The sequence below is a fragment of the Kosakonia sp. genome (genome assembly GCF_032052965.1).
GTDB lineage: Bacteria > Pseudomonadota > Gammaproteobacteria > Enterobacterales > Enterobacteriaceae > Kosakonia.
Window position 1 is genome coordinate 176,449 of the sequence record NZ_DAMBVN010000007.1, and the last position, 15,761, is coordinate 192,209.

Sequence of the window (15,761 nt, forward strand, 5' to 3'; positions counted from 1 at the left end):
ACCTATGTATCGGGTTGTACTGGGCACGATCTCCACGCTGAGCACAGGCGAACTTCCGTCTGCGCTTATCAAACAGGCACCGCAAGGCAAGCGTCGCGCCAGCTGGCTGGCCGGGCGCGTGCTGCTGGCGCGTGAATGCTCTCCGCTACCGGACATCGTGTATGGTGAACAAGGGAAGCCGGCATTCGCCGACGGGGTACCGTTGTGGTTCAACCTGAGCCACAGTGGCGATCGTATTGCGCTGCTGCTAAGCGATGAAGGAGAAGTGGGCTGCGATATTGAAGTGATCCGCCCGCGCGAAAACTGGCGAACCCTGGCCAACGCGGTATTTAGCCAGGCGGAGCACGCCGAAATTGACCAGGCGCCCCCGTCGCAGCAATTACAGGCGTTCTGGACGATCTGGACGCGCAAAGAGGCTATCATCAAACAGCGCGGCGGCAGCGCCTGGCAAATCGTGAGCGTCGACAGCCGCAACACGCCCAACCTGAACGTCAGTCATTGCCAACTCGATGAGGTCTGTCTGTCCGTCTGTACGCCCACCCCGTTTACGCTTTCGGCGGCGCAGCTCGCGATCCTTCCGGCAGAAAAATAACCAGCACGCCAGCCACAATCACCAGCACGCCCAGCGCGCCGCGCCATGAAAACGCTTCGTGCCAGCCGGGCAGCCAAATCGCGGCAGCCCATACCAGAATATAACTCAGGCTGAGCAGGGCATAGGCTTTGCTCAGCGCCAGGCGGTGCAGGGCGAAAAACCAGCATCCCATCGACGCAACATACCCCAGCAGCCCGAGCAACAACAGCAACGTCCCTTTTTGGGGTTGCAGTACGGCGCTAACAAACGACCACGATAACGTCACCGGCGGCAGTGCCTGCATTGCCGAGCGCAGCAACAACTGCGCCATGCTAACCAGCAGAACGCTTCCCAGCGTCCAGTAAACGCCTTTCATAACGAACTCCCCAGCAACACAATGCCTGCCATGATCAACGTCACGCCCACCGCATGGCGGGCAGTCACCCGCTCACGCCAGATAAAGCGCGCCGCCAGCGTCACCCAAATAAAGTTGAGGCTGAGCATCGGGTACGCCACGCCCACCGGAATGCGCTGCAGCACCAGCAGCCACAGCGCCATGCCCGCGCCAAGCGCAACCAGCGCAAGCCCCAGCCACAGGCCGATATGCCTGCCACGCTCCCCGGCCTTGCCAGGACGTGTTGCCTGTTTCTGGCATAACTGCCCGACGCAGCTCAACAGGCTTGCCAGCGCAAGTAAGAACCAGCTTGTCATTGTGGATAGTACTGAATAAAGACCATACGCCCCTGAACATAGACATTATCCGGTTTCGGAAGAGGCAGCCGGGTAAAATCATCCGCTTGTGATTGACGCAATATGAGCGAGACAATACCTTGCTGGCGATGCTGCGCCAACCAGTTGCTGAAATCAGCCTCGCTAACAAAGCGCCCTTTTGCGTCCGGAAAAGCAAGGCCGTAAGTCAGCTCACCCTGCGATCCATACAAAATGATATCCGAACGTTTTAGTTCCCAGGCCAGCCCTGCCGCCACGCCAACATTATCCGTCAATACATAGCGGCTGGGTGCCAGCGCGTCATTGACAAAATTGATTAAAAACTGCGGCTGTTTAGTGTTCATGACTTTGTCCGGGATCACCGCCCCGACGACCAGAGCCAGTCCCAGCGGGCAGATGGCCGCGAACGTCCAGCGCTGGTCGCTGGCACGGCTGGCGAGCCAGCCAAACAGCGCCCAGACGCCGAAAGCGAAAGCTGCCAGCCACACTTTATAGAGTTCAATCTGCGTCCACACCGGGTGCTTCAGCAGCCCCCAGGGGGCCACTACCACCACGGCAATCAGCCCCGCGACGCCAAACGCGAGGTTAATCCACGCATTCACTCGCAATGTCCGCCCTTTTATCTGTGCGAGCGAGAGCGCATAACGCGCCATCAGGATCGCCAGCGGCGCGAAACAGGGCAGAATATAGGTCGGTAATTTGCCTTTGGCGATACTGAAAAACAGCAGCGGCATCACCACCCAACCCAGCAGATAAAATGCCGGTTGCCCTTGCTCATTGCGCCCAAGCCAGCCGGATTTCAGCGCACCGGGCAGCAGCGCCAGCCACGGCATGCTACCGGCAATGAGGAATGGAATGTAATACCAGAACGGCGCTTTGTGCTGCGCATCCTGCTGGGCAAAACGCTGAATATGCTCAACCCAGAAGAAGTAGCGCCAGAAATCCGCTTCGCGCGCGGCAATCATCAGCCCCCAGGGCAACACCGTCAGCACGCAGCAGGCAATAGCGAGCCAGCCCCACGTCAGCACCTCTTTCCAGCGTTTTTGCGTAAACACCCACGGCAGCACGCCAATTACCGGTACTGCCAGCGCAAGGAATCCCTTGGTCATAACTCCCATTCCGCATGCCACGCCAAGCAATGCATAGCTGGCAAATTTGCCGCCACGAGTTTGCGCATGCGCTGCCAGCCAGAAACTCAACATTGCCAGCGACAACCATAGCGTGATCATCGGGTCCAGCACGGCATAACTGCCGATGCCATACACCAGAAATGCCGTCAGATAGATCACACCCGACAACACGGCAAGGCGTTTGTCACGCCACATTTTCCACGCCAGCAGCGCTGTCAGCAGCGCCGAAACGGTAATGGAGAATACCGAGCCAAAGCGCACAGAAAAGTTTGAGTGACCAAACAACCACTGGCCGATGCTGTTAATCCAGTAACCGGCGATCGGCTTTTCGAAATAGCGCAGGCCGAGAAAATGCGGCACTACCCAATCGCCGCTGTTCAGCATCTCCCGGCTGATCTCCGCATAGCGTGTTTCATCCGGCTGCCAGAGCAGGCGATACTCCAGCGGAACGAGGTAATAGAGTGCAAACAGAGCGACCAGCGCCAGCATCGAGGTGTTAATGGATTTCATTCTGTACTCAACAGTTGTTGGCAACCCAGCCAGCCTTCCCGGCCAGCCACTACTCCGCGCACCACCTTGCCCACCGGCAGCGTACTGACATCTGCCGGTAACAGCTGACTCAGCGGGCAAAAGGCGATCTCTTCTTGCGCGGCCATTGTTAACAGTTCGTCAAACCCCTCTGCGCCGACAATGCCTTCCACTTCGGCGTGAATGGTGTAAACCGGCGTGCCGTTATCCCGGTGCATGCAATCGAGGATAAAGCGGTTGTAGTGCGCGGCATCGACCTGCGTTCCCACCACTTCGTCCCATGTGGGAAGCGTGACTGGGATCTGCGGCACGGCGGAGGTATTCGCCGTCAGCTGCGGGCGAAAAGGGTGCGTACCGCGACAGTCGCTGTTGTAGCGGAAGTTGAACGCCGATTTGGCCTTCACGACACGCTGATCCGCACGCCAACCCGCCACCGCAGAGCAGGTTACCGCGCGGCCGATAATCATCTCCAGCGCCAACAGGCCACGCTCGATTTCCGCCTCCAGCCTCGCCTGATCCCAGACGCCGCTCCAGCGTTGCCAGCCATGATGATCCCAGGCGTGAAGCCCGATTTCATGCGCAAGCGCCGTTGCACGAATGATCTCCGCGTTGCCTTCGCCGATTTTTTTGCCCGGCCATACGGTGCCAGCCAGCAGGATATCCCAGCCGTAGAGCGATGCCGCGCGCGAGCGCAGCATCTTCCATAAAAATTGCGGCTTAAGCAGGCGCCAGATGTGGCGCCCCATATTGTCCGGCCCGACGCTAAAGAAAAAGCTCGCCTCAATGTTGTGCTTTTTCAGAAGTTGAAGCAGACGTGGCACACCGTCTCGGGTGCCACGAAAGGTATCGACATCAATGCGTAAGCCGACTGACTTCATGCGTTTTTCTCATCGGTGAGTTCGACAGTACGCAGGAAGAAATCCAGCGTCTCATCGATGGTCTGGCGCATATCGACCTTTGGCTCCCAGTTCAGGCAGCGTTTGGCGTTACGAATGCTGGGCTTACGGTGCTCCACATCCTGGTAGCCTTTGCCATAGTAGCTGCTGCTTTCCACTTCGCGGAAACCGGCAAACGGCGGGAAGCGATCGCGCAGCGGGTGTCTCTCAAAGCTTTCCAGCAGCATTTCCGCCAGCGCTTTAATACTGGCTTCGTTGTCCGGGTTACCAATGTTGATGATCTGCCCGTCGCAACGCCCATCTTTGTTTTCAATAATGCGGAACAGCGCTTCAATGCCGTCGCTGATATCGGTAAAGCAGCGTTTCTGTTTACCGCCTTCGATCAGTTTGATCGGCGAGCCTTCCACCAGATTGAGAATAAGCTGGGTGATCGCACGCGAGCTGCCAATGCGCGCCGCATTCAGGTTGTCCAGGCGCGGCCCCATCCAGTTAAACGGACGGAACAGCGTAAAGCGCAGGTTCTCTTTTTCGCCGTAGGCCCAAATCACCCGATCCAGCAGCTGTTTCGAAACCGAATAGATCCAGCGCTGCTTGTTGATTGGCCCCACCACCAGGTTCGAATTGTCTTCATCGAACACGTTATCGGTGCACATGCCATACACTTCGGAGGTGGACGGGAAAATGATGCGTTTGTTGTATTTCACGCAATCGCGGATGATTTTCAGGTTTTCTTCGAAATCGAGTTCAAAAACACGCAGCGGGTTACGGGTGTATTCGATAGGTGTCGCGATCGCTACCAGCGGCAACACAACGTCGCATTTCTTAATGTGGTACTCGATCCACTCAGAGTGAATGCTGATGTCACCCTCAACAAAGTGGAAGCGCGGGCAGTCGAGGAAACGGCTGATGGCGTCGGCGCCAATATCCAGACCGTAAATCTCGTAGTTATCATCGCGCAGCAAACGCTCGGTCAGATGATTACCGATAAAACCGTTCACACCGAGGATCAGAACGCGGGTACGGCGTTTCACCGCCACCACCGGTTTACTGGTCAGCAACGCACCGGCGACCAGACCCAGCGACTGCGCCAGTTGCGCACCCTGCATATAAACGCCGTTATCCGCCTGACCGGTCAGGATTTCCAGCGCGCCATCCGTACAGGCCACCACCAGCGGCGCAACAGAGAGCACGGTACCCGGTCTGGCCGGTGCCAGGTCATTACGCACGCGGGACTTCCAGACGATAAATTTGTGCGTGCCCGCAAAACTGTACGCACCCGGCCACGGATCGGAAACGGCGCGCACCAGGTTATGCAGCGTTTGCGCCGGTTTTTCCCAGTCGAGGCGGCCATCTTCCGGCGTACGGCGGCCGTAATAGCTCGCTTTGCTGTCATCCTGCGCGGTTTCGCTAAATGTGCCGCTCTTAATAGCGGGCAGCGCGCTGCGCAGCAGGCTTTGCGCGGCTTCGCTCAGTTTGCGGTGCAGCGTAAGCGCTTCATCACTGTCGGCAATCGTCACGTGCTGCTGGGCCACAATGCCGCCCGCGTCTGCACGTTCGACCATACGGTGCAGCGTCACACCGGTTTCTGTTTCGCCGTTGACCAGTACCCAGTTCAGCGGGGCACGGCCACGATAGGCAGGCAGCAGCGAGCCATGCAGATTAAACGCGCCAATGCGTGCGCTGTTAAGAATGTCGCTGCAAAGCAGGTTGCGGTAATAGAACGAGAAAATGACATCCGGGTTCATGCCGCGAATGCGATCGACCCATAGCGGATGGTTAACCTCTTCCGGCGCATACACCGGAATGCCGCGTTCGGCAGCGATACGGGCAACCGAACCAAAAAAGTGATTTTCACTGGCGTTGTCCGGGTGGGTAAAAATCGCCGCAATCTCAAAACCGGCATCAATCAGCGCCTGGACACCAACACATCCCATATCATGGTAAGCAAAGACAACAGCTTTCATTGGTTTTTTTCCTCTTGCGGAGCGTCATGCTCCTGACGAACAACACGTTGAATAAAGTAGCGAGGACGCGCGCGGACATCGTTATAAATACGGCCGATATACTCGCCAAGCAGCCCCATCCCGATAAACTGAGCGCCGATGAAGGTGAACAGGATGGCAAACAGAATGAACATCCCTTCGCCCGCCCATTGCGGGCCGAATGCCAGGCGCAGCACCACCAGCAGCATCGCCAGCGAGAAACCGGCCAGCGCAATCACGCTGCCAAAAACACTGAGCAGGCGCAGCGGCGTGGTGGTCAGGCACGTCACCAGGTCGTACATCAGATTGATCAGGCGCAGAAAGCTGTATTTCGAATCACCAAACTCCCGCTCGGCGTGCTGCACGGGGATTTCCACGGCCTTGCGGGCAAAGGTATTGGCCAGGATCGGAATAAACGTGCTGCGTTCGTGGCAGTGCAGCATGGCATCGACAATATGGCGGCGGTAAGCGCGCAGCATGCAGCCGTAATCGCCCATCGCTTTCCCGGTGGTGCGCTGAATAAGGCGGTTAACGGTGCGTGAGGCCATTTTGCGAAACAGACTGTCCTGCCGATGCTGGCGCACCGTACCCACCACGTCGTAGCCTTCATTGGCCTTCGCCACGAGGCGCGGGATCTCCTCCGGCGGGTTTTGCAGGTCGGCATCCAGCGTGATAATTAAATCGCCTGTCACATGGCTGAAACCGGCCATGATTGCCGAATGTTGCCCGTAGTTGCGGTTCAGCAATACGGCCACGACATGGCTGCCCGGTTCTTCCGCCGCTGCGGTCAGCATTTGCGCGGAGTTATCGCTACTGCCGTCATCCACCAGCAGAATTTCGTAATCAATACCCAGCGTGTCGCAGCTGGTCGTGGTACGACGAATCAGCTCCGGTAAGCTCTCTTCTTCGTTAAAAACGGGGATCACCACGGAGACTTTTTCTACAAGCGGCAGAGTAAACATATCAGCGCCCTGCGATGTGATGGAGCGCGTCAATGACGCGGGTTGTGTCGTCATGAGTCATGTCCGGAAACAAGGGGATAGAGCAAATGCGCGCACTGTTCCACTCGGTATTGGGCAACGAGACAGGATAGTGTTCGCGGTAATACTTTTGCGTATGCGCCGCACGGAAATGCAGCCCGGTGCCAATGCCCTGCGCTTTCAGCGTTTCCATCAGCGCATCACGGGTAATGCCGCAACGCTGTTCATCAACGCGAAGAATAAACAGGTGCCACGCGTGCTGGTGAGGCCAGTCTGGCAGCGCCAGCGGCTGGAACGGCGTATCCGCCAGCTCGCGCAAATAGCGCTGAGCAATCTCCTGCCGACGTGCATTCGCGTTCTGCAGCTTGCCTAACTGCACCAGTGCAATCGCCGCATTAATATCAGCAAGGTTGTATTTGAAACCGGGGGAAATGACTTCGGCCTGCGGGGCACGGCCGTGTGTCTGACGATCGTAAGCATCAACGCCCAGACCGTGGAACTTCAGACTGCGAATGCGGTTAGCCAGCTGCTCGTCGTCCGTCACCACCAGCCCGCCTTCGGCGCAGGTCATATTCTTGATGGCGTGGAAGGAGAAAATCGCCGTGCCCTGACCGCCTACGTGGTGGCCTTTGTACAACGTCCCGGCGGCATGGGCGGCATCTTCAATGACCGGAATGCCGTGTTTCTCGCCAACCGCGCGGATGGCGTCGATGTCTGCCGGTGCACCCGCGTAATGCACCGGAATAATCGCCCGGGTGCGTGGGGTGATCGCTGCCTCAATGGCCTCTGGCGTCACCATCAGCGTCTCTTTATCGACGTCGATCATCACCGGGGTCGCCCCCAGTAACACAATCATATTGAGTGTGGAAACCCAGGTCATGGAAGGCGTAATGACTTCATCGTCCGCGCCAATACCCAGCGCCATTAACGTCACGTGCATGCCGGCGGTTGCCGAGCTGACGGCAATGGCGTGGCGGTTGCCGGTTAAAGCACAGAACGCCTCTTCCAGAGCCTGATTTTTGGGGCCAGTCGTGATCCAGCCAGATGCCAGCACTTGCTGAATCGCGGCAAGCTCTTCCTCTCCCATTGCGGGGCGGGAGAACGGTAAAAAATCACTCATCATTTTTTCCCTGCGTCACAAACGCGTTAAAGAACCCCACAAAGAAACTTTGCGGATCTCGAGTAAAATGGCAGATGAAGGTTAAACCGAAATATAATAAACGTCCGGTTGTAGCGAATATCATTAATGACAGCTGATTTTTTAATATTATCAAAAGAATATTAGGACAAGATTAAGAAAAACGGCGAGAAAGTAATGTACATTACTTTTAATATTGATATAAAACAGATGGTTAGAATAAACTTAAACGGGAGTTAAATGTGATTGTTGTCATAAAAGTGTCATGCAAAACGCTCATGTATTGTATACATGAGCGTTGTCTCATTTATTTTAAACGGCACTGCAACAAAGCAAAAAGAGAGAATACTGTTATGCAATAAATTATTTCAATTGTAACGGTTGAAATATATTAAATAGCGTTAAGCAATTACTGAAGGTTCTTTGGAAAACCGGCAGGCAACTCGCTGGCCGCGCAGGCAATCACGCTCTCATTGTTAGCACCGCAGTCGCGCACAAAGGTAATGTTGGCGAATTCATCAATTACTTCGGTTGGGTAAGCCGGGCCAGCCGCACGATAAGACTCCATTAGCGGAATATGATCGTTCTGGAAACAGACAGTTTTTTCAGGGTTATTGATGACCCACCGCGGGAAGAAAATCGTGCCGTGGAACAGGCGATCGCCAAGGTTCACAATCAGGCTGACATCGGTACCGGTCGGTTCTGTCCAGGAAATTTTATAGATACTTTCGCCCACACGAACGATAAACACTCGCTGATCTTTCACCCACCGGTTCGCCACGATCCCACTATGAATGCGGTAATCAAGGGTGGTGTCATTTTTCACGTAAAGCTCGTAATTCCAGCCATTATCGTAGGTATAAACCAGATGTTTGCCGACGAAACCGCTCAAATCATGTTTATCAAAGGTGCTCATTTTTTGTCTCCTCTGTGTTGATAAGGTGATCCTACGCCTGCAAAAATCCAATGAATAACGCTATATTTGCATCAAATTCATTCAAATTTTAAATGATTCATGCACAAGACAACCCTCGAACAATGGGCACTGCTGCAAAAAGTGGTGGAACGAGGCAGCTTTGCGAAAGCCGCAGAAGAGACACACCGCAGCCAGTCCTCAGTAAGTTATAACCTGGCGCTGTTGCAGGAGCGTTTGGGGGTGGCATTGCTGATGCAGGAAGGACGCCGCGCGGTGCTGACACCAGCAGGTGAACTGCTATTGAATCAGGTTAAACCCCTGCTTAAAGCCTTTGAGTGGGTGGAAACGCATGCCGCCACGCTGCGTAATGGCATGCGCACGCGGCTGGACCTGGTAGTGGATAGCATTTTCCCCCGCGCGCGGTTATTCGCCATTCTGCGCCAGTTCCGGCAACGTTACCCGCAAACGCGGATTCGCCTGACCGAGGTGCTGGAAACAGCCTCCAGCGAACTGCCGATCTACGCGCAGGCAGATGTGCTGATTTTAACCCGCCGCCAGGACATGACCGGGCGCGGCGAATGGCTGATGAATATCGATTTTGTTGCCGTGGCGCACCGCGATCATCCACTGTGCGCGGCCGGGCAGGTGAGCGAAACCCAGCTTGCTGCATGGCCGCAGATCCGCATTGCCGAAAGTGACGATGGGCAAGGCCCGGCAACGCAAGCCTCCTGGACCTTTTCCACCATCGATGCCGCCGTCGAAGCGGTGCAATATCAGGTCGGTTACGGCTGGCTGCCAGAAGAACGGATCCAGCCTCTGCTGGAAAGCGGGGTGCTGCAACGCCTGCCATTAAGCCACGGCGCGCGACGCGCTACACCGTTGCATCTGATTGTGAAAAAGGATCTCGCACCGCTGGATGAGCAGGTCGGGATGCTGTTGCACCTGTTTAAAAATGAACGCTAAGTGTCTGGCGACCCGGCATACCTCTGAATTTCCGGTATGAATCGTTTGCAGGAAGGACTGCTATATAATCCAATACATACCGAAATTTCCCTTCCAGAGCGATACCATATCGAAAATCCTGCCTCTCCTGCTGGGCGCAACGCTGGCCTGCGCCAGCGTGTTTGCGCATGCAGAACGCACCCTTACCGACCAGCCTGGCCGCCAGGTCACCCTTCCTGACCGCGTCACCCGCGTGGTGGTTTTACAGCACCAGACCCTGAACCTGCTGGTGCAGCTCAATGCCGCCGACGATGTGGTGGGTGTGCTCAGTAGCTGGAAAAAGCAGCCTGGCGCAGGGTTCGCCCGCCTCAATACGTTCCCGCAGCAACCCCGCCGGGCCAAAGCTCGCCTCAACCGCGACACCGTACTGTTCGCTGAAGGCGGCCAGTAGCGGGGTGAATGCCCGCTTCAGGCTGCCGGCCGCCAGGAAATTGAGCGTTACTGTCATCGTGATTGGCTTCCCCTTAAGAGACTGCCTGCATGCTAACTCTGCAGGTTGTGCGGTAAAACCCTTTTAGAAGAAAGGTTTTTGATCCAGAACATACCATTCGTATGATGAATATCTAAAATCGTCATACTTCTTCGCCACTCTTTTCGACAGGGAATCGACCGTGTCTTTCTATCGCCACGCTGGCGCTCTGCTGCTGCTCTGCGCATCCTTTGCTGCTTCTGCAGCGCTACCCACACTGACCACCGCCTGGCCGGTGAATGTCGGGCCGCTAAACCCGCATCTCTACACCCCAAACCAAATGTTCGCCCAGAGCATGGTCTACGAACCGCTGGTGAAGTACCAGGCCGACGGCAGCGTCAAACCCTGGCTCGCCACACGCTGGACCCACTCCGATGATGGCAAAACCTGGATTTTCACGCTGCGCGAGGGGGTACAGTTTTCGAACGGCGAGCCGTTTACCGCCCAGGCCGCAGCAGAAAACTTCCGCGCAGTGCTGGATAACCGCCCGCGCCACGCATGGCTGGAGCTGGCAAATCAAATCACCGATGTGAAAGCCCTCAACCCCAGCCAGTTACAAATCACCCTGAAAAGTGCCTATTATCCTTTCCTGCAAGAACTCGCCCTTCCCCGCCCGTTTCGCTTTATCGCCCCGTCGCAGTTTAAAAATCACGAAACCCTGCACGGCATTAACGCACCGATTGGCACCGGGCCATGGATTTTGCAGGAGTCACGCCTTAACCAGTACGACGTGCTGGTGCGTAACGAGCACTACTGGGGGGAGAAACCCGCAGCAGGCAAAATCATCGTGAAAGTTATCCCGGACCCAACCAGTCGCGCCGTAGCCTTTGAAACTGGCGATATCGACATGCTTTACGGCAATGAAGGGTTACTGCCGCTGGATACGTTTGCCCGCTTCAGCCAGAACCCAGCGTGGCGTACCCAACTTTCCGCCCCCATGGAAACGGTGATGCTGGCGCTGAACTCAGCGCGTGCGCCCACCGATGAACTGGCGGTGCGCGAAGCACTAAACTATGCGGTCGATAAAAAAACGCTGGTTGAGGGGGCGCTGTACGGTACACAGCAGATTGCCGACACGCTGTTTGCCCCGTCAGTGCCGTATGCCAATATTGGCCTGAAGGCACGCCAGTACGATCCGGCGCAGGCGCGCGCACTGCTGGAAAAAGCCGGCTGGCAATTACCCGCCGGGAAAAGCATCCGGGAGAAAGCCGGTCAGCCTTTACATCTTGAGCTGGCCTATATCGGCACCGATGCCCTGAGTAAATCAATGGCTGAGATCCTGCAGGCTAATATGCGCGCGGTCGGCGTCGACGTGGCGCTGGTTGGCGAAGAGGAGAGCAGCATTTACGCGCGCCAGCGCGATGGCCGATTCGGCATGATTTTCAACCGCACCTGGGGCGCGCCTTACGATCCCCATGCGTTTATGAGTTCCATGCGCGTGCCGTCTCATGCGGATTACCAGGCGCAACGCGGTCTGCCCGATAAAGCGCTCATCGATCACGAGATTGGTGAGGTGCTGACCACTCAGGATGAGACGGCGCGTCAGGCGCTGTACCGCGATATCCTTACCCGGCTGCATAACGACGCGGTGTACCTGCCCATTAGCTATATCTCCATGATGGTCGTGGCAAAACCGGGCCTGGGGCCAATTCCTTTTGCCCCTGTTGCCTCTGAGATCCCTTTTGATCAGATCGTCCCGGACGCCACGAAATGAGCCGCTATTTATGCCAGCGCCTGCTGTTGTTGATCCCGATGATCGTTGCCGCGTCAGTAGTGATTTTCCTGTTGCTGCGCCTGGGCACAGGGGATCCGGCCATGGATTATTTGCGGCTGTCGAATCTGCCGCCCACGCCGGAGATGATTGCCTCGACCCGCCTGCAATTGGGGCTGGATCAGCCGCTGGTCGATCAATATTTCCACTGGCTGTGGCGCGCGCTGCATCTGGATTTCGGCCTCTCTTATGCTACCCAGCGCCCGGTACTGGACGATGTGCTGCACTTTCTGCCCGCTACGCTGCAACTGGCGGGCGCGGCGCTGGTGCTGATTTTGCTCATCTCGGTACCGCTCGGTATCTGGGCTGCGCGCCACCGTGATGGCCTGCCTGATTTTGCCGTCCGCGCTGTGGCATTTCTCGGGGTTTCAATGCCGAACTTCTGGCTGGCTTTCCTCTTAGTAATGTTCTTTTCGGTGCATCTCCAGTGGCTCCCCGCGATGGGCTACGGTGGATGGCAACACCTGATCCTGCCTGCGGTGTCGATTGCATTCATGTCGTTGGCGATTAATGCGCGTTTGCTGCGCGCCAGCATGCTGGACGTCGCCGGGCAGCGCCACGTTACCTGGGCGCGTCTGCGTGGTTTAAGCGAAAAGCAGACGGAGCGGCGGCATATACTGCGCAATGCCGGATTACCGGTGATCACCGCGCTGGGGATGCACATTGGCGAGCTCATTGGCGGCACAATGATTATCGAAAGCATCTTCGCCTGGCCCGGCATCGGACGTTATGCGGTGTCTGCCATTTTTAACCGCGACTATCCGGTGATCCAATGTTTTACGCTGGTGATGGTGGTGGTTTTCGTCGTGTGCAACCTGCTGGTGGATCTGCTCAACGCCGCGCTGGATCCGCGTATCCGCCATCATGAAGGAGCACACTGATGCACTTTCTTCACACCACCCGCTGGCCAGTGCGTGTTGCGTTACTGCTCCTGCTGTTACTTCTGGGTATTGCCCTGACCTGCCAGTGGTGGGTGCCTTTTGATCCGCAAGGCATTGATTTACCTGCCCGCCTGCTGCCGCCAGGCAGCCAGCACTGGCTCGGCACCGATCATCTCGGACGCGATATTTTTTCACGCCTGATGGCCGCGACCCGCGTTTCGCTGGGATCGGTGATCCTCTGTCTGCTTCTGGTGCTGGCGATCGGTTTAACCGCCGGAGGCTGCGCCGGGCTGCTGGGCGGGCGGATCGACCAGGCGATTATGCGCGTGGCGGATATCTTCATGACCTTTCCCACTTCGATCCTGTCGTTTTTTATGGTTGGCGTGCTCGGAACCGGGTTGACGAATGTGATTATCGCCATCGCCCTCTCCCACTGGGCGTGGTACGCCCGCATGGTACGCAGCCTTGTGATTTCTCTGCGCAGCCGCGAGTATGTGCTGGCTGCGCGCTTAAGCGGCGCCAGTTACCCGCAGATGTTTCGCGATCATCTGGCGGGTGCCGTCGTTCCCTCCCTGTTGGTGCTGGCTACCCTGGATATTGGCCACATGATGCTGCACGTGGCGGGCATGTCATTCCTCGGCCTGGGCGTAACCGCCCCGACGGCGGAATGGGGCGTAATGATCAATGACGCCCGGCAATATATCTGGACGCAGCCGTTGCAAATGCTGTGGCCAGGCCTGGCGCTGTTTATCAGCGTTATGGCGTTTAACCTGGTGGGTGACGCGCTGCGCGACCACCTCGATCCCCATCTGGAAACGGAGCACGTCCACTGATGCCCGCACAACTGAGTTTGCAGAATATTTCGCTGCACGCCGAAAAACCGCTGGTGGACGATGTCTCGCTCACCCTCAAGCGTGGGCGCGTGCTGGCGCTGGTCGGCGGCAGCGGCAGCGGCAAGTCGCTAACCTGCGCAGCAGCGCTGGGCGTACTGCCCGCTGGCGTGCGGCAGACCTCTGGCCGGCTGCTGGCCGACAATAAGCCCGTCACGCCCCAGTCGCTTCGCGGCGTGATCGTCGCCACGGTAATGCAAAACCCTCGCAGCGCCTTTAACCCGCTACGTACGATGGCCGGGCATGCGCGTGAAACCTGCCAGGCATTAGGGAAGCCTGCCGACCACGCCACGCTGGTCGCTGCGCTGCAGGATGTCGGGCTGGAAGACGCAGAACGGGTCCTTACGCTTTATCCGTTCGAGATGAGCGGCGGCATGCTGCAACGCATGATGATGGCGATGGCACTGCTGAGCGAAGCAGCGTATATCGTTGCCGACGAACCCACCACTGACCTGGACGCCGTGGCACAGGCACGGATCCTCGATTTACTGGATCGCATTGTGCGTGAACGCCAGCCCGGCGTGTTACTGGTCACGCATGATATGGGCGTGGTGGCGCGGCTGGCTGATGAGGTGGCGGTAATGGATAACGGGCGGATTATCGAAATCGGCACGGCAGAGGCGCTGTTTCGCGCGCCGCAGCACCCCGTCACGCGCCAGTTAGTGGCCGCGCATCTGGCGTTGTATGGCATGGAGTTAACACAATGAACCTGCTTGACGTGCGGGGTCTTTCCCATACTTACCGCCACCAGCGAGTACTGAATAATATCTCGCTACAGCTCGGGAGCGGCGAAACCGTGGCCTTACTGGGGCGTAGCGGCTGCGGCAAAAGTACGCTGGCGCGGCTGCTGGTGGGGCTGGAGTCCCCCGATGAGGGTGAAGTGATCTGGCGGGGAACGCCGCTTTCCCGGCTCAATGCCCGCGCCCGCAACGCCTTTCGCCGCGACATACAAATGGTTTTTCAGGACCCAATAAGCGCCGTGAACCCACGGCATACCGTGCGGGATATCTTGCGTGAGCCGCTACGCCACCTGCTGACGCTGTCAAAAACGGAGCAACAGCTACGCATCACGCGCTTAATGGATGAAGTCGAACTGGATCATGCCTTGTTGGACAAGCGCCCGCCGCAACTGAGCGGCGGCCAGTTGCAACGCGTGTGCCTTGCGCGGGCGCTGGCGGTAGAACCCACGCTACTGATCCTTGACGAGGCAGTGTCCAGCCTCGACCTGGTGTTGCAGGCCGGCATGATCGCCCTGCTGAAACGCCTGCAACAGCAGTCCGGTGTCGCCTGCCTGTTCATTACTCACGACTTACGCCTGGTAGAACGTTTTTGCCAGCGGGTTATCGTCATGGACAACGGCGCAATGGTGGAAACTGTCACTGTCGCTACGCCGCTGCATTTTCACTCACAGGCGGGGCAAACCCTGCAACAGGCGGTATTGCCCGCTCTGCCGCGCTCATTACAAAGGAGACAACCATGCAACGTGTGACCATCACGCTGGATGATGACCTGCTCGAAACGCTGGATAACCTGAGCCAGCGACGGGGCTACAACAACCGCTCGGAAGCGCTGCGGGATATTCTGCGCAGCACGCTGGCGCAGGAGTCCGCGCAGGACAATGAAAAGCAGGGCTACGCCGTGCTTTCGTATGTGTATGAACATGAGAAACGCGATCTGGCGAGCCGCATAGTCGCCACGCAGCATCATCATCACGATTTATCTGTCGCCACCTTGCATGTGCACATCAGCCACGACGACTGTTTAGAGATTGCGGTGCTGAAAGGCAAAATGGGTGACGTTCAACATTTTGCCGACGACGTTATCGCCCAGCGCGGCGTGCGCCACGGCCATTTACAATGCCTGGCGGCAGAAGAGTAA

General features: G+C 57.2%; 17 protein-coding genes and 1 pseudogene. 9 read left to right on the forward strand and 9 right to left on the reverse strand.

Features of this window, described 5'->3' with window-relative positions; all coding sequences use genetic code 11:
- Window positions 1-4: 4 nt before the first annotated feature.
- Complete coding sequence (gene acpT, locus RTX30_RS11420; RefSeq protein WP_312689814.1) at window positions 5-592, forward strand: 4'-phosphopantetheinyl transferase AcpT; 588 nt, start codon at window positions 5-7, stop codon at window positions 590-592.
- Here the strand turns inward: acpT and arnF are convergent.
- The 8 genes from arnF to RTX30_RS11460 all read right to left on the reverse strand — a co-directional run bounded on the left by arnF (window position 546) and on the right by RTX30_RS11460 (window position 8,870).
- Window positions 546-947, reverse strand: coding sequence for a 4-amino-4-deoxy-L-arabinose-phosphoundecaprenol flippase subunit ArnF (gene arnF, locus RTX30_RS11425; protein WP_312689816.1), 402 nt, complete (start codon window positions 945-947; stop codon window positions 546-548). The genes acpT and arnF overlap by 47 nt on opposite strands.
- On the reverse strand, window positions 944-1,282 hold the full coding sequence (arnE, locus tag RTX30_RS11430) for a 4-amino-4-deoxy-L-arabinose-phosphoundecaprenol flippase subunit ArnE (RefSeq protein WP_312689818.1): 339 nt from the start codon (window positions 1,280-1,282) through the stop codon (window positions 944-946). The genes arnF and arnE overlap by 4 nt, the downstream gene beginning before the upstream one ends.
- Window positions 1,279-2,940: a lipid IV(A) 4-amino-4-deoxy-L-arabinosyltransferase gene (arnT, locus tag RTX30_RS11435; RefSeq protein WP_312689819.1), complete on the reverse strand. Its 1,662-nt coding sequence runs from the start codon at window positions 2,938-2,940 to the stop codon at window positions 1,279-1,281. Before arnT ends, arnE begins: the two co-directional genes overlap by 4 nt.
- Window positions 2,937-3,836 carry a 4-deoxy-4-formamido-L-arabinose-phosphoundecaprenol deformylase gene (arnD, locus tag RTX30_RS11440; RefSeq protein WP_312689821.1) on the reverse strand — a complete coding sequence of 300 codons (900 nt, stop codon included), beginning with the start codon at window positions 3,834-3,836 and terminating at the stop codon, window positions 2,937-2,939. Before arnD ends, arnT begins: the two co-directional genes overlap by 4 nt.
- Complete coding sequence (gene arnA / locus RTX30_RS11445) at window positions 3,833-5,818, reverse strand: bifunctional UDP-4-amino-4-deoxy-L-arabinose formyltransferase/UDP-glucuronic acid oxidase ArnA (protein WP_312689823.1); 1,986 nt, start codon at window positions 5,816-5,818, stop codon at window positions 3,833-3,835. The genes arnD and arnA overlap by 4 nt, the downstream gene beginning before the upstream one ends.
- Window positions 5,815-6,798, reverse strand: coding sequence for an undecaprenyl-phosphate 4-deoxy-4-formamido-L-arabinose transferase (arnC, locus tag RTX30_RS11450; protein ID WP_312689932.1), 984 nt, complete (start codon window positions 6,796-6,798; stop codon window positions 5,815-5,817). Before arnC ends, arnA begins: the two co-directional genes overlap by 4 nt.
- 1 nt (window position 6,799) lies before the next feature.
- On the reverse strand, window positions 6,800-7,936 hold the full coding sequence (arnB, locus tag RTX30_RS11455) for a UDP-4-amino-4-deoxy-L-arabinose aminotransferase (RefSeq protein WP_312689934.1): 1,137 nt from the start codon (window positions 7,934-7,936) through the stop codon (window positions 6,800-6,802).
- Between the two features lie 427 nt (window positions 7,937-8,363).
- Window positions 8,364-8,870, reverse strand: coding sequence for a phenolic acid decarboxylase (locus RTX30_RS11460; RefSeq protein WP_312689825.1), 507 nt, complete (start codon window positions 8,868-8,870; stop codon window positions 8,364-8,366).
- Between the two features lie 99 nt (window positions 8,871-8,969).
- Here RTX30_RS11460 and RTX30_RS11465 point away from each other — a divergent pair, with 99 nt between their 5' ends.
- Window positions 8,970-9,833 (forward strand): LysR family transcriptional regulator, encoded by an 864-nt coding sequence (locus tag RTX30_RS11465; protein ID WP_312689827.1) that lies wholly within the window; start codon window positions 8,970-8,972, stop codon window positions 9,831-9,833.
- A 115-nt stretch (window positions 9,834-9,948) separates the two neighbouring features.
- A pseudogene (locus tag RTX30_RS11470) lies at window positions 9,949-10,179 on the forward strand (hypothetical protein); the annotation flags it as partial.
- Here RTX30_RS11470 and RTX30_RS22380 read toward each other — a convergent pair.
- A complete protein-coding gene (locus RTX30_RS22380) occupies window positions 10,075-10,320 on the reverse strand; it encodes a substrate-binding domain-containing protein (protein WP_409429813.1) in 246 nt (81 codons plus the stop codon). The pseudogene RTX30_RS11470 and the gene RTX30_RS22380 sit on opposite strands and share 105 nt — an antisense overlap.
- Window positions 10,321-10,483: 163 nt before the next feature.
- On the opposite strand from RTX30_RS22380, the gene nikA reads away from it, so the two are divergent.
- From nikA to nikR, 6 genes are read left to right on the forward strand one after another with little or no spacing between them, the layout of a single operon-like run.
- A complete protein-coding gene (nikA, locus tag RTX30_RS11480) occupies window positions 10,484-12,055 on the forward strand; it encodes a nickel ABC transporter substrate-binding protein (protein WP_312689829.1) in 1,572 nt (523 codons plus the stop codon).
- Complete coding sequence (gene nikB, locus RTX30_RS11485) at window positions 12,052-12,993, forward strand: nickel ABC transporter permease subunit NikB (RefSeq protein WP_312689831.1); 942 nt, start codon at window positions 12,052-12,054, stop codon at window positions 12,991-12,993. The genes nikA and nikB overlap by 4 nt, the downstream gene beginning before the upstream one ends.
- Complete coding sequence (gene nikC / locus RTX30_RS11490; RefSeq protein WP_312689833.1) at window positions 12,993-13,826, forward strand: nickel ABC transporter permease subunit NikC; 834 nt, start codon at window positions 12,993-12,995, stop codon at window positions 13,824-13,826. The genes nikB and nikC overlap by 1 nt, the downstream gene beginning before the upstream one ends.
- Window positions 13,826-14,590 (forward strand): nickel import ATP-binding protein NikD, encoded by a 765-nt coding sequence (nikD, locus tag RTX30_RS11495; RefSeq protein WP_312689835.1) that lies wholly within the window; start codon window positions 13,826-13,828, stop codon window positions 14,588-14,590. Before nikC ends, nikD begins: the two co-directional genes overlap by 1 nt.
- On the forward strand, window positions 14,587-15,372 hold the full coding sequence (nikE, locus tag RTX30_RS11500) for a nickel import ATP-binding protein NikE (RefSeq protein WP_312689837.1): 786 nt from the start codon (window positions 14,587-14,589) through the stop codon (window positions 15,370-15,372). The genes nikD and nikE overlap by 4 nt, the downstream gene beginning before the upstream one ends.
- On the forward strand, window positions 15,360-15,761 hold the full coding sequence (gene nikR / locus RTX30_RS11505) for a nickel-responsive transcriptional regulator NikR (RefSeq protein WP_312689839.1): 402 nt from the start codon (window positions 15,360-15,362) through the stop codon (window positions 15,759-15,761). Before nikE ends, nikR begins: the two co-directional genes overlap by 13 nt.